The following is a 13,295-nucleotide window of genomic DNA, read 5'->3' as shown; positions in this document are numbered from 1 at the left end:
GCTACGCGACGGGGGAGGCCTCGCGCTGCTGCGCCGCGACGAAGGCGCGGACGTGCTCGCGCAGGTCGGTGTCGTGCTCGACCAGGACCGCGTGGATGCCGACGCTCCGCGCACCTGCGATGTTCTCGGGCATGTCGTCGGCGAAGAAGGTGCGCTCCGCGGGGACCCCGTGGTGGGCGATCGCGCGCTGGAAGACCTCGGGCTCGGGCTTCCGGGCGCCGAAGTTGCTCGACGTGTCCAGGTGCTCGCCGAAGACCTCGGGCAGGGACGGCGCCCACTCGTGGATCCAGCGGCCGGCGAGCGGACCGTTGTTGGTGAGCAGCCCGACACGCCCGTGCTCGCTCGCGATCCGGACCGCCTCAATGCGTTCCGGCAGCTCGGTCATGGCGGATCCGCGGATCCGGGCCCAGTCGGCCTCCGGGACGTCGCACTCCATCGCGCGCTCGAACGCGGCGAGGTACTCGTCGCCGTCGGCGAACCCACCGGCCTCGGCACGCATCTCGTGACCGCAGTCCCACCAGCGGCGACGGAGCTCCTGGAACTCGTGTCCGGTGAACTCGGAGAGTGCGGCCATGCGCACCTGCCAGTCGTACCGGACCAGGACGTCGTCCATGTCGAAGAGGAACAGGAGCGGGGGTGCGGGCGTCTCGTTCACGATGTCCACCATTGTGTCGCACTATCATCGTCGAGTCATGGCATCCCGATACGACTGCACCGACTCCGACGGGCTCCTGACCGGGATGCGGCTCGCACGTGCCGCCCTCGGACGCGGAGAGCTCGTCGTGGTCCCCACCGACACCGTCTACGGCCTCGCCGCGGACGCCTTCAGCGCGACGGCCGTGCAGCGGCTGCTCGACGCGAAGGGCCGCACGCGGCAGTCGCCGCCGCCCGTGCTCATCCCCGGTCCGCCCACGCTCGACGCCCTCGCCAGCGAGGTCCCGCAGCCGGTGCGCGACCTGGTGGCCGAGTTCTGGCCGGGCGGGCTGACCGTCATCCTGCACGCACAGCCGTCGCTCGACTGGGACCTCGGCGAGACGCGCGGCACGGTCGCGCTGCGGATGCCGGACTCGCGGATCGCCCTCGAGCTCCTGCAGGAGGTCGGGCCGCTCGCCGTCTCGTCCGCGAACTCCACGGGCGACCCGGCCGCGATGGACGTCGACGCCGCCGAGCGCATGCTCGGTGACAGCGTCGCGATCTACCTGGACGGCGGACCCGTCGAGGTGCACGACGGCTTCGAGGCCAGCACCGGCTCGACGATCGTCGACGCCACCGGGCTGTCGGACGGCGGGAAGCTCCGCATCGTCCGGCACGGGGTGATCCCCGACGAGGAGATCATCCGGGTCGTCGGAGCCGACCTCGTCACATGAAGTACTACCTGCTCGCGGGGGCCATCGCCGCGGTCGTGAGCTTCGTGATGAGCCTGATCGTCTGGAAGCTCGGGCTGAAGTACAAGTGGTACCCGCAGGTCCGCGAGCGGGACGTGCACCGCACCCCGACGCCGCGGCTCGGTGGCATCGCGATGTACATCGGCGTCATCGTCTCGCTGCTCGCGGCCTGGTTCCTGTTCCCGTCGATCGCGGGGACCGACTACTTCCGGCTCGTGTTCTCCGAACCCGGCCGCGTCCTCGCGGTGCTCGGGGGAGCGACCATCATCGTGGTCCTCGGTGTCGCGGACGACATCTGGGACCTCGACTGGATGACGAAGCTCGCCGGGCAGATCATCGCGGCGGGCATCCTCGCCTGGCAGGGCGTCGCGATCGTCTCGCTGCCCATCGGCAACACGCTGGGCGTCGGCTCGTCGTACATGAGTCTGATCTTCACCGTGCTGGCGGTGGTGCTCGTGATGAACGCGGTGAACTTCATCGACGGGCTCGACGGGCTTGTGGCCGGCGTCGCGATCATCGCCGGTGGGGTGTTCTTCCTCTACACGTTCTTCATCAACCGCGTGGTCGTCCAGACCGAGTTCTTCTTCAACCTGCCCTCGCTGCTCACCGCGGTGCTCGTCGGGGCCTGCTTCGGCTTCCTCATCCTGAACTGGCACCCCGCCAAGCTCTTCATGGGCGACGCCGGTGCGCTGCTCGTCGGGTTCCTGATGGCCACGAGCGCGGTCTCGGTCACGGGCAACATCGACCCGGCGGCGGTGCAGACACGCCAGGCGCTGCTGCCGGCGTTCATCCCGATCCTGCTGCCGTTCGCGATCCTGATCGTCCCGATCCTGGACTTCGGTCTCGCGGTCACCCGACGGCTCAGCGCGGGCAAGTCGCCGTTCTCGGCCGACCGGAAGCACCTGCACCACCGCCTGCTCGACATGGGGCACTCGCACTTCCACGCGGTGCTGATCTTCTACGCGTGGACCGCGACCGTCGCCTTCGGGTGCCTGCTGTTCCTCTTCGTGGACTGGTACTGGGTCGTCGTCTTCGTGTCCGTCGGCTTCACCGTCTGCGCCGTCGCGACCTTCGCGCCGCTCGGCAGGAAACGCACCGAGATCGCCGCTCAGACTGCCAACCGTTCCGCCGCCGTGGTGGACGCCAGCCTCGACCCGCTCGACCGGGCCGCCAACGACCGCACGATCCCTGGAGACATCACGTGACCGTACCGAACGCGCTCGACCACGTCCGGCCGGTGTTCCGCCGCATCATCACGTGGGGAGCGGTCCTCGCCGTCGCCCTGGCGGTGGTCGGCGGGCTCATCGGGTTCCTCGTCGCGGACGGCCCCGGGCTGGTCGGGGGCCTGCTCGGCGCCGTGCTGAGCGTCGTGTTCCTCGGGCTCACCGCGGTCAGTGTCCTCGTCGCGCTGCGCGTCTCGAAGGGCCAGATGATCTCCGGCGCCTTCTTCGGCATCGTGATGGGCACCTGGCTGCTCAAGTTCATCGTCTTCATCGTGCTGCTGGTCCTGCTCAAGGACCGCGACTGGGTCGACTTCCCGGTGCTGGCGATCGTGATCATCGCGGGGGTCGTCGGCTCCCTGGTGATCGACGTCGTCGCCGTCGCGAAGGCCCGCACCCCGATCGGCGTCCGGCTGCCGGGCGACGGCCTCGACGACTCCGCAGACGCTGGGAACCCGACCCCCCGCGTCTGAGAAGCCGGGAAGCCTCTCGCACCTGATAGGCTTCTCGAAGTCCGCTACCGGAGCCTTTCGCTCGGGGCGGACGAGCCTCCACAACGTCCACCATCGCGTGCCATGATGTGCGCGCGCCGACACAGGAGACAGCGCTGCTATCCCACGCTCTTCCCCTGTCCCTCTCCGCTGCGGTTGACACCGTCGCGGCGGGGAGCAGCAAGGCCGCCGAGTTCCATGGTCCGTCGATCAACGAGTTCTTCCCGGATGCGATCTTCTTCGCCGGGACGCCGTTCGAGATCGATCGGCTCGTCCTCATCCGTTTCTTCGCCGTCGCCGTGCTCCTAGTGTTCGCGTTCGTGGGCACCCGTGCACTGAAGCTCGTGCCGAACCGCGGTCAGGCGTTCATCGAGTACGCGTTCGACGTCGTCCGTCGCAACACCTTCGACAATCTCGGAGAGAAGGACGGCAAGCGCTTCCTGCCGCTCCTGGCGACGATCTTCTTCGGCGTGCTGTTCATGAACCTGACCGGTCTGGTCCCGTTCATGAACCTCGCCGGCACCAGCCGCATCGCGATGCCGATGATCCTGGCGATCGTCGCGTACCTCGCCTTCATCTACGCCGGCCTCCGCAAGCACCCGGGCACGTTCCTCAAGAACTCGCTCTTCCCGCCCGGGGTGCCGTGGCCGCTGTACATCATCGTGACGCCGATCGAGCTCGTCTCCACCTTCGTGCTCCGTCCCGTCACCCTGACGCTGCGACTCCTGATGAACATGGTCGTGGGGCACCTGCTCCTCGTGCTGTTCTTCTCGGCCACGCAGTTCTTCTTCTTCGACGCTTCGCTCGGCTTCAAGGCCTTCGGCGTCGGGACCATCGCGTTCGGCATCGCGTTCAGCTTCTTCGAGGTCCTCGTCGCGCTGCTGCAGGCCTACGTCTTCATGCTCCTCACCGCCGTCTACATCCAGCTGGCGCTGGCTGACGAGCACTGATTCCTCACTGACCCCCTACGGGACCGGCGACCGTCGGACCCGCACCTCGAAAGGAAAACACGTGGACGCAACGACCGTTCTCGCGGAGATCAACGGCAACATCGCGACGGTTGGCTACGGCCTCGCAGCGATCGGCCCGGCCATCGGTGTCGGCATCGTCGTCGGTAAGACGATCGAGTCCGTCGCTCGCCAGCCCGAGCTCCAGGGCCGCCTGACGACCCTCATGTACATCGGTATCGCCTTCACCGAGGCCCTGGCCTTCATCGGTATCGCCACGTACTTCATCTTCACCGGCACCAACTAAGGCTCCTCGATGCACAACGCACTCATCATCGCGGCGGAGGAGACGCACAACCCGCTGATCCCGCCGTTGTACGACGTCGTCTGGTCGGCGCTTGCCTTCGTCATCATCTTCCTGGTGATGTGGCGTGTCGTCACGCCGCGCATCACGAAGATGCTCGATGAGCGCACCGAGGCCATCGAGGGCGGCATCAAGAAGGCCGAGGCCGCTCAGGAGCAGGCCGCTGCTGCGCTCGACGAGTACAACAAGCAGCTCGCTGACGCACGTGCCGAGGCTTCGCGCATCCGTGAGCAGGCCCGCGCCGACGCCACGGCGATCGGCAACGAGGTCCGCGAGCAGGCGGCCGCCGATGCAGCACGCATCACGGCCAACGCCCAGGCGCAGATCGAGGCCGAGCGCCAGAGCGCCGTCCAGGCACTCCGGTCCGAAGTGGGCACCCTCGCGCTGGACCTCGCGTCCGGTGTGATCGGTGAGTCGCTCAAGGACGACGCCAAGTCGACCGCAGTGGTCGACCGCTTCCTCGCCGACCTCGAGGCCTCGCAGGCCACGAAGACGGGGGAGCACTGAGCATGCGCAGCGCTACCAGAGAAGCACTCGCGTCCACCAGGGCGGTGCTGTCGGACCTCGGTCCGAGCGCCGGCCTGGCCGCGGGTGCCGAGATCCTCGCCTCCGGGCGTGCGATCGCCGGTGCGCCGCAGCTGCTCGGGCTGCTGTCCGACCCCACGGCCGACGCGGCCGGCAAGAAGGTCCTCATCGACCGTGTCTTCGCCGGACAGTCGGACGCGACGCGTGCGGTCCTGACCGCGGTGGCCGGCTCGCGCTGGTCCTCGCAGCAGGACCTGCTCGCCGGCATCGAGGACGCGGGTATCCGCGCCGTCGCCGCCACGGCGGGTCCGGACTCGTCGATCGAGTCGGAGCTGTTCGCCTTCGAGACCGCCGTCCGCTCGGACGCCGGCCTCGAGCTGGCGCTCGGCACCAAGCTCGGCAGCCCCCAGCAGAAGGGCGCGCTCGTCGAGCGGCTCCTCGGTGCCAAGGCATCGGAGCAGACGATCACGATCGTCTCGGCCCTGGTGCAGCAGCCCCGCGGCCGCCGCATCGGTGAGATCGTCCGTGATGCCTCCCGCATCGTGGCCGAGCAGGCCGGCAAGCTCGTCGCGACCGTCGTCACGGCGACGCCACTGACCCCCGCCCAGTCGGCCCGCGTCACGCGCGGTCTGTCCGAGCGGTACGGCAAGGACATCAGCATCAACCAGGTCGTCGACCCCACGGTCGTCGGCGGGGTCCGGGTGCAGATCGGCGGCGACGTCATCGACGGCACCGTGTCCACGCGACTCTCGGAGCTCCGGCTCCAGCTCGCCGGCTAGGCGTACGGTCGAAGCCGCTCCTCCCCAAGTCCACAACGGGAACTGCCGAGTCCGGCAGCGTCACCCTCTCGGAGCCGAAGGGCCCCGGAAAACCACAAGGAAAATCCCATGGCAGACATCACCATCAGCCCCGATGAGATCCGTGATGCCCTGAAGGACTTCGTCTCGAACTACGAGCCGACGAAGGCCTCCACGGCCGAGGTCGGGCACGTCACCGACGCCGGTGACGGCATCGCCCACGTCGAGGGTCTCCCCGGCGTCATGGCGAACGAGCTCATCCGCTTCGCGGACGGCACGCTCGGCCTGGCGCAGAACCTCGACGAAGACGAGATCGGCGCCATCGTGCTCGGCGAGTTCGGCGGCATCGAGGAGGGCATGGAGGTCACCCGCACGGGTGAGGTCCTCTCCGCCCCCGTCGGCGACGCCTTCCTCGGTCGCGTCGTCGACCCGCTCGGCGCCCCGATCGACGGTCTCGGCGAGATCGCCGCAGAGGGCCGTCGTGCCCTCGAGCTCCAGGCTCCCGGCGTCATGGCCCGCAAGTCGGTCCACCAGCCGCTGCAGACCGGCATCAAGGCCATCGACGCGATGATCCCCGTCGGCCGTGGTCAGCGTCAGCTGATCATCGGCGACCGCCAGACCGGCAAGACGGCCATCGCGATCGACACGATCATCAACCAGAAGGCCAACTGGGAGTCCGGCGACGAGGAGAAGCAGGTTCGCTGCATCTACGTCGCCATCGGTCAGAAGGGCTCCACGATCGCCTCCGTGAAGGGTGCGCTCGAGGACGCCGGTGCGATGGAGTACACCACCATCGTCGCCGCTCCGGCCTCCGACCCGGCCGGCTTCAAGTACCTCGCCCCGTACACCGGTTCGGCCATCGGCCAGCACTGGATGTACCAGGGCAAGCACGTCCTCATCATCTTCGATGACCTGTCGAAGCAGGCCGAGGCCTACCGTGCGGTGTCGCTCCTCCTGCGTCGTCCGCCGGGCCGCGAGGCCTACCCGGGTGACGTCTTCTACCTGCACTCCCGCCTGCTGGAGCGTTGCGCGAAGCTGTCCGACGAGCTCGGCGCCGGTTCGATGACGGGTCTCCCGATCATCGAGACCAAGGCGAACGACGTCTCGGCGTACATCCCGACCAACGTCATCTCCATCACCGACGGCCAGATCTTCCTGCAGTCGGACCTCTTCAACGCGAACCAGCGTCCGGCCGTCGACGTGGGCATCTCGGTGTCCCGCGTCGGTGGTGACGCCCAGGTGAAGTCGATCAAGAAGGTCTCCGGCACGCTGAAGCTCGAGCTGGCGCAGTACCGCTCGCTCGAGGCGTTCGCGATGTTCGCGTCCGACCTCGACCAGGCGTCGCGTCGTCAGCTGGAGCGCGGTGCGCGTCTGACCGAGCTCCTCAAGCAGCCGCAGTACTCGCCGTACCCGGTCGAGGAGCAGGTCGTCTCGATCTGGGCCGGCACGAACGGCAAGCTCGACACCGTCCCGGTGCCGGACGTGCTCCGCTTCGAGTCCGAACTGCTCGACCACCTGCGTCGCAACTCCGACGTCCTCACGACGCTGCGCGAGACGAACCAGCTCAGCGACGAGACCGTCGCCGAGATGGACAAGCAGATCGACGAGTTCACGAAGAGCTTCCAGACGAGCGACGGCAAGACCCTCGGCTCCGAGCAGTTCGACGCGGCTGACGCCGAGGACGTCGACCAGGAGCAGATCGTCAAGGGTCGTCGCTAGATGGCAGCGCAGGTCCGGGTCTACCGCCAGCGGATCAAGTCGGCGAAGACCACGAAGAAGGTCACCCGCGCCATGGAGCTGATCTCGGCGTCGCGGATCCAGAAGGCGCAGGCCCGCATGGCTGCGTCCGGTCCGTACTCGCGGGCCGTCACGCGTGCGGTGTCGGCCGTGGCGACGTTCTCGAACGTCGACCACGTGCTGACCACCGAGCCGGAGTCGTCGACCCGTGCAGCCGTCGTGCTCTTCACCTCGGACCGCGGCCTGAACGGCGCGTTCAGCACGAACGTCCTCAAGCAGGGCGAGGAGCTCGCCTCCCTGCTCCGCAGCGAGGGCAAGGACGTCGTCTACTACCTGGTCGGCCGCAAGTCCGTCGGGTACTTCGCGTTCCGTGAGCGTCCGTCCGAGCAGCAGTGGGTCGGCAACACCGACCAGCCGGAGTTCTCGACGGCCAAGGAGATCGGCGACGCCGTCGTGGCGAAGTTCCTCCAGGACACCGCTGAGGGCGGCGTGGACGAGATCCACATCGTGTTCAACCGGTTCATCAGCCTGGCGACCCAGGAGCCGCAGGTCGTTCGCCTGCTGCCCCTCGAGGTCGTCGAGGGCATCGACGAGCCCGAGGGCAACGAGCCCCTGCCGCTCTACGAGTTCGAGCCGGACGCCGATGCGGTGCTCGACTCGCTGCTCCCGGTCTACATCGAGAGCCGCATCTTCAACGCCATGCTGCAGTCGGCTGCTTCCGAGCACGCCGCGCGTCAGAAGGCGATGAAGGCGGCCAGCGACAACGCCGACTCGCTGATCCGTGACTTCACCCGACTCGCGAACAACGCGCGTCAGGCGGAGATCACCCAGCAGATCTCCGAGATCGTCGGCGGCGCCGACGCCCTCTCGTCGAAGAAGAAGTAGTCCGCGTCGTTCGCGGACAGATACCCACCCTCAGGAAGGCACCAGCCATGACCGACACCGCAACCACCGCGGTCGAGACGTCGTCGGCGCCCGGTGTCGGCCGGATCGCCCGTGTCACGGGCCCCGTCGTCGACATCGAGTTCCCCCACGACGCAATCCCGGAGATGTACAACCTCCTGTTCACGACCATCACCATCGGTGACTCGTCGCAGGAGATCGGCCTCGAGGTCGCGCAGCACCTCGGCGACGACCTCGTCCGTGCCATCTCCCTGAAGCCGACCGACGGCCTGGTCCGTGGCCAGGAGGTCCGTGACTCGGGCGCTCCGATCTCGGTCCCCGTCGGCGACGTCACCAAGGGCAAGGTCTTCGACGTCCTCGGGAACGTGCTCAACACGGACGAGAAGCTCGAGATCACCGAGCGCTGGCCGATCCACCGCAAGGCTCCGGCCTTCGACCAGCTCGAGTCCAAGACCTCGATGTTCGAGACCGGCATCAAGTCCATCGACCTCCTCACCCCGTACGTGCAGGGTGGCAAGATCGGCCTCTTCGGTGGTGCGGGCGTCGGCAAGACCGTCCTCATCCAGGAGATGATCCAGCGCGTCGCGCAGGACCACGGCGGTGTCTCGGTGTTCGCCGGTGTCGGTGAGCGCACCCGTGAGGGCAACGACCTCATCGGTGAGATGGAAGAGGCGGGTGTCTTCGACAAGACGGCCCTCGTGTTCGGCCAGATGGACGAGCCGCCGGGAACGCGTCTCCGCGTGGCCCTGTCGGCGCTGACGATGGCGGAGTACTTCCGCGATGTCCAGAAGCAGGACGTGCTCCTCTTCATCGACAACATCTTCCGCTTCACGCAGGCCGGCTCCGAGGTCTCGACGCTGCTCGGCCGCATGCCGTCCGCCGTGGGTTACCAGCCCAACCTCGCCGACGAGATGGGTGTGCTCCAGGAGCGCATCACCTCGACGCGTGGTCACTCGATCACCTCGCTGCAGGCGATCTACGTGCCGGCTGACGACTACACCGACCCGGCTCCGGCCACCACGTTCGCGCACCTCGACGCGACGACCGAGCTCTCCCGTGAGATCGCATCGCAGGGTCTGTACCCCGCGATCGACCCGCTGGCCTCGACGTCGCGCATCATGGACCCGCGCTACCTGGGTGCCGACCACTACGAGACGGCCACGCGCGTCAAGCAGATCCTCCAGAAGAACAAGGAACTGCAGGAGATCATCGCCATCCTCGGTGTCGACGAGCTCTCCGAAGAGGACAAGATCACGGTCGAGCGCGCTCGTCGTATCCAGCAGTTCCTCTCGCAGAACACCTACATGGCGAAGAAGTTCACGGGTGTCGAGGGCTCCACGGTGCCGCTCAAGGACACCATCGAGTCCTTCCGCGCCATCGCCGACGGCGAGTTCGACCACGTTGCGACCCAGGCGTTCTTCAACGTCGGTGGCATCAACGACGTGGAAGAGAAGTGGGCTCAGATCCAGAAGGAGAACCGCTGACATGGCGGGTCTCAGCGTGAGCGTCGTCTCGGCGGACCGTGAGGTCTGGTCGGGCGACACCACCATGGTCGTCGCACGGACGACAGAAGGCCAGATCGGCATCCTCGCCGGACACGAGCCGATGCTCGCGATCCTGGCGCAGGGTCAGGTCCGCATCACGCGGGCCGATGGGTCGACCGTCGCGGTCGACGCCGAGGACGGCTTCCTGTCGGTCGAGCACGACACGGTGACGATCGTCGCGCGGCAGGCCGCGCTGGCGTCCTGACCGGACTGACCGTCCTGCTCCCGCCTTCGGAGACGAAGCGGGAGGGCGGGGACACGAGCCGCACGCTCGATCTGCGTGCACTCTCGTTCCCGGAACTGGCCGATGAGCGGGCCGCGGTGATCACCGCGGCCCGCTTCGTCAGTTCCGAGGAGTCCTCGGCCAGGACGGCGCTCAAGCTCGGTCCGAAGTCGATCGCCGAGCGGCTCAGGAACCTCGAGCTCGACACCTCGGGCACCATGCCCGCGATCGAGCGGTACACCGGGGTCCTCTACGACCCGTTGGGCGCGCAGGACGCGGATGCGGCGACCCGTGCGTGGTGGGCGGAACACGTGATCGTGCAGTCCGCGATGTTCGGCCCGATCGGTGCCGGTGACCCGATCCCGGCCTACCGGCTCTCGCACGACTCGCGGCTCGGGTCGATCCGGTTGGCCGCGCACTGGCCCGCGGTGTCGACGCGTTCCCTGCTGACCCGTGTGGACGGCCTGGTGCTCGACCTGCGGTCCGAGGGGTACCGGCAGCTCGGTCCCGTGTCCGGAGCGGTGGCACCACGGGTGGTGAGCGTCGACGGCTCCGGTCGTCGTCGTGCGCTGAACCACTGGAACAAGACCGCGAAGGGTCGCCTGGTGGCGCTGCTCGCCCGCACCGGCGCGAGCATCGGCAGCATGGACGACCTGGTCGGTTGGGCGGCCGCGAACGACGTGGTCGTCGAGCGCAACGACGGCGGCTGGGACCTGGTCGCCGAGAGCCTGGAGCCCGTCGTCGCCTGAGCGGGTGCCGGGTCGGCTCGTCCTCCACAGGCGTGAGCGGGCTCGCTCCGGTCCACAGATGGTCGGGGCGACCCTGCCTGGAGGCTCCCAGCACGTTTCGATGGCGTGCATGATCCCTCTCACGGCACAGTCCGGCCCCGGCTCCGCAGTCCGTTTCCCTCGCGAGATCGCCGCGGCGGTCACCCTCCCCGCTGCGGCGGCCGCGCTGGTCGCGCCCGGTCGCGCCGACCTGTCGACGGCCGCTGCGACGGCCGTGGTGACCGCGTGCGGCGCACTCGCGCCCCGGATGGCCCTGGTGCCGTTCATCGCGGCGCAGGGCACACCCGATCCCCGGTCGATCCGTGTGTTCGACCCCTTCGCGGACCCGACACCGCCGGCGCTCCACGGTTTCGGCCCGGCTCCCGATCGGGCCCGCGTGCGGCTCGCCGGTGACCGGTGTGCCGATGCGTGGCGCGTGTGGCGGGCGCAGGACGGCCCGTTCGACGGATCGTCGGGCGCTGCCGGCGCCCTGTCGCTCGGCGCCTGGTGTGCGTGGGCGCTCGGGTCGTGGGCCCGGGCGGAGACGCGTGCCCGGTACGCCCTCGAGACCCGCGCGGACGACCCGCTCGCGGGGCTCGTCCTGCGCTCGGTCGTCGCGGGCAGCGGGCCGTCGTGGGAGCGTCGATGACGTGGGGTCGACCGGATCGTCTACGGTGGGGGAGACCACACTGGGAGGGCTCCGGTTGTACGACGACGACATCGAGGACACCGTCATCCGGCGACCCCGACGATCGCTGGGCGACCGGACGGCGGACGCCGTCGACGACACCGTCATCCGGCGCGCAGGTCCCGTCGTCCCGGGAGCCGGTCCCGACTCCGACTCCGACCCCGGTTCCGACGACGGGGTCCTCGGTGACACGGTCATCCGGCCCGCGGCCGGGGCAACCGACCAGCCACCCGCAGCGGTGGACGACGTCGATCCGGAGGACACCGTCGTCCGGGTGCCGGCGCGACCCGGTGCCGGGCCGAGCCCGTTCCTGGGTGCCGCCCCGGGCCTCCCGGCCGTCCCGGCGGTGCCCGCCGCCCCCACGGCACGCGTGCCCTCGATCCGCATCGGCGACCGCACCTTTCGGCTCGACCACCCGGTGGTCATCGGGCGACGGCCGTCGCTGCCGCGGGTCACCCGTGGCCCGCAGCCCGAACTCGTGACCGTGCGGTCGACGTACGGGCAGGTGTCGTCGTCCCACGTCCGGATGCACGCCGAGGGCGAAGCCGTCGTCGTGCAGGACCTCCGGTCCACCAACGGGACCGTCGTCCGCCCGGCCGGTGCACCCGCCTACCGCATGGCATCGGGTGCGTCGATCGTCGCGCTGACGGGTACGGTAGTCGAGATCGGTGACGGCAACGCCATCGAGGTCCTCTCGCCGTACCTCCGGGTCGCACCGACGGCAGAGGGGCTGCCTCCGGTTCCCCCGTGGCCCTCCGATCAGACAGCACACGGCACGCCCCGACCCACCAGAGAGCGATCCTGACACGTGACCGAACTCGGCCGAGCAGCCACTGCGCACGCCATCGACGTCCCCGGTGCCGACGGCGCCACCCTGACACTCTCGTGGGGAGCCGCGACCGACGTCGGTCGGCGGCGTGACCACAACGAGGACAGCTACATCGTGGGTGCGCCGTTCTTCGTCGTCGCCGACGGCATGGGCGGGCACCTCGCGGGCGACCGTGCCAGCGACGCGGTCGTGCGTCGGCTCGAGCAGGTGACGGCCGAACCGTTCACCACGCGTCAGGGCATCCAGCGTGCACTGCTCCTCGCGACCGCGGACATCGAGCGTGCAGCCGGCGGCAACGCCATCGGCGCGGGCACCACCGTCACCGGGATCGCGCTCGTGGCGTCGCTCGGACAGCCCGCGGCGCTCGTGTTCAACGTCGGCGACTCCCGCACCTACCGCATCGAGGACGGCGTGCTCCGCCGCGTCACCGTCGACCACTCGGTGGTGCAGGAGATGGTGGACGCCGGCCTGCTGCGTGCCGAGGACGCCGAGCAGCACCCGGACAGCAACGTCATCACGCGTGCGGTCGGCTTCGGCGAACCGCCGGCACCGGACTGGTGGACCCTGCCCCTGCGGGCCGGTGACCGCTACATCGTCTGCTCCGACGGGCTCACCAAGGAACTCGGCGACGCCGGGATCGCGCGGATCGCGGCACGTGAGCCGGGCGCGCAGGACCTGGCGGAGCGCCTCGTCGGCGACGCCGTCGTGGCCGGCGGTCGTGACAACGTCACCGTGGTGGTGCTGCAGGTCGATGCCGCACCGGACGACGGCGACCTCGAGGACACGCTGCCGCGTCACTAGCTGGCCCCCGAACTGGGGGAACACGTCGAGCTGTGGGGGATCGGCGTGCGGAATGTCGGTCACCCACGCTTCGT

General features: G+C 69.0%; 16 protein-coding genes. 15 read left to right on the top strand and 1 reads right to left on the bottom strand.

All coding sequences use genetic code 11. The features are described from left to right. Position 1: 1 nt before the first annotated feature. Entirely contained in the window at positions 2–655 is a 654-nt protein-coding gene (locus tag DEJ11_RS10535; RefSeq protein ID WP_139196861.1) for an HAD family hydrolase, read from the bottom strand. A 37-nt stretch (positions 656–692) separates the two neighbouring features. Here DEJ11_RS10535 and DEJ11_RS10530 point away from each other — a divergent pair, with 37 nt between their 5' ends. The 15 genes from DEJ11_RS10530 to DEJ11_RS10460 all read left to right on the top strand — a co-directional run bounded on the left by DEJ11_RS10530 (position 693) and on the right by DEJ11_RS10460 (position 13,221). After that, positions 693–1,367 (top strand): L-threonylcarbamoyladenylate synthase, encoded by a 675-nt coding sequence (locus tag DEJ11_RS10530; protein ID WP_027465784.1) that lies wholly within the window; start codon positions 693–695, stop codon positions 1,365–1,367. Further along, positions 1,364–2,590 (top strand): MraY family glycosyltransferase, encoded by a 1,227-nt coding sequence (locus DEJ11_RS10525; RefSeq protein ID WP_027465783.1) that lies wholly within the window; start codon positions 1,364–1,366, stop codon positions 2,588–2,590. Before DEJ11_RS10530 ends, DEJ11_RS10525 begins: the two co-directional genes overlap by 4 nt. Beyond that, positions 2,587–3,078 carry a Cg1360 family ATP-synthase-associated protein gene (locus tag DEJ11_RS10520; RefSeq protein ID WP_258375320.1) on the top strand — a complete coding sequence of 164 codons (492 nt, stop codon included), beginning with the start codon at positions 2,587–2,589 and terminating at the stop codon, positions 3,076–3,078. The genes DEJ11_RS10525 and DEJ11_RS10520 overlap by 4 nt, the downstream gene beginning before the upstream one ends. 107 nt (positions 3,079–3,185) lie before the next feature. Next, a complete protein-coding gene (gene atpB / locus DEJ11_RS10515) occupies positions 3,186–4,046 on the top strand; it encodes a F0F1 ATP synthase subunit A (RefSeq protein WP_241660362.1) in 861 nt (286 codons plus the stop codon). A 61-nt stretch (positions 4,047–4,107) separates the two neighbouring features. After that, positions 4,108–4,350, top strand: a complete 243-nt coding sequence (atpE, locus tag DEJ11_RS10510; protein ID WP_017885749.1) for an ATP synthase F0 subunit C — start codon at positions 4,108–4,110, stop codon at positions 4,348–4,350. 9 nt (positions 4,351–4,359) lie between these two features. Next, positions 4,360–4,914 (top strand): F0F1 ATP synthase subunit B, encoded by a 555-nt coding sequence (locus tag DEJ11_RS10505; RefSeq protein ID WP_071404610.1) that lies wholly within the window; start codon positions 4,360–4,362, stop codon positions 4,912–4,914. 2 nt (positions 4,915–4,916) lie between these two features. Then, positions 4,917–5,711, top strand: coding sequence for a F0F1 ATP synthase subunit delta (locus DEJ11_RS10500; RefSeq protein WP_111033768.1), 795 nt, complete (start codon positions 4,917–4,919; stop codon positions 5,709–5,711). 108 nt (positions 5,712–5,819) lie between these two features. Beyond that, entirely contained in the window at positions 5,820–7,448 is a 1,629-nt protein-coding gene (gene atpA / locus DEJ11_RS10495) for a F0F1 ATP synthase subunit alpha (protein ID WP_027465778.1), read from the top strand. Further along, complete coding sequence (locus tag DEJ11_RS10490) at positions 7,449–8,351, top strand: F0F1 ATP synthase subunit gamma (RefSeq protein ID WP_110864050.1); 903 nt, start codon at positions 7,449–7,451, stop codon at positions 8,349–8,351. 47 nt (positions 8,352–8,398) lie between these two features. Then, entirely contained in the window at positions 8,399–9,853 is a 1,455-nt protein-coding gene (atpD, locus tag DEJ11_RS10485; protein ID WP_017885744.1) for a F0F1 ATP synthase subunit beta, read from the top strand. Position 9,854: 1 nt separating this feature from the next. Continuing rightward, positions 9,855–10,118, top strand: a complete 264-nt coding sequence (locus DEJ11_RS10480; RefSeq protein WP_027465776.1) for a F0F1 ATP synthase subunit epsilon — start codon at positions 9,855–9,857, stop codon at positions 10,116–10,118. After that, entirely contained in the window at positions 10,115–10,885 is a 771-nt protein-coding gene (locus DEJ11_RS10475) for a YaaA family protein (protein ID WP_349775178.1), read from the top strand. Before DEJ11_RS10480 ends, DEJ11_RS10475 begins: the two co-directional genes overlap by 4 nt. 109 nt (positions 10,886–10,994) lie before the next feature. Next, a complete protein-coding gene (locus DEJ11_RS10470; RefSeq protein ID WP_027465775.1) occupies positions 10,995–11,552 on the top strand; it encodes a hypothetical protein in 558 nt (185 codons plus the stop codon). Positions 11,553–11,577: 25 nt separating this feature from the next. Next, positions 11,578–12,396 carry an FHA domain-containing protein gene (locus DEJ11_RS10465; protein WP_146250031.1) on the top strand — a complete coding sequence of 273 codons (819 nt, stop codon included), beginning with the start codon at positions 11,578–11,580 and terminating at the stop codon, positions 12,394–12,396. 3 nt (positions 12,397–12,399) lie between these two features. Further along, on the top strand, positions 12,400–13,221 hold the full coding sequence (locus tag DEJ11_RS10460; protein ID WP_017885739.1) for a PP2C family protein-serine/threonine phosphatase: 822 nt from the start codon (positions 12,400–12,402) through the stop codon (positions 13,219–13,221). Positions 13,222–13,295 lie beyond the last annotated feature (74 nt).

The organism is Curtobacterium sp. MCLR17_058 (assembly GCF_003234705.2).
Classification (GTDB): domain Bacteria; phylum Actinomycetota; class Actinomycetes; order Actinomycetales; family Microbacteriaceae; genus Curtobacterium; species Curtobacterium flaccumfaciens.
Note: the sequence above shows the minus strand (reverse complement) of the source record. Positions and strands in the feature narration are given on the sequence as shown.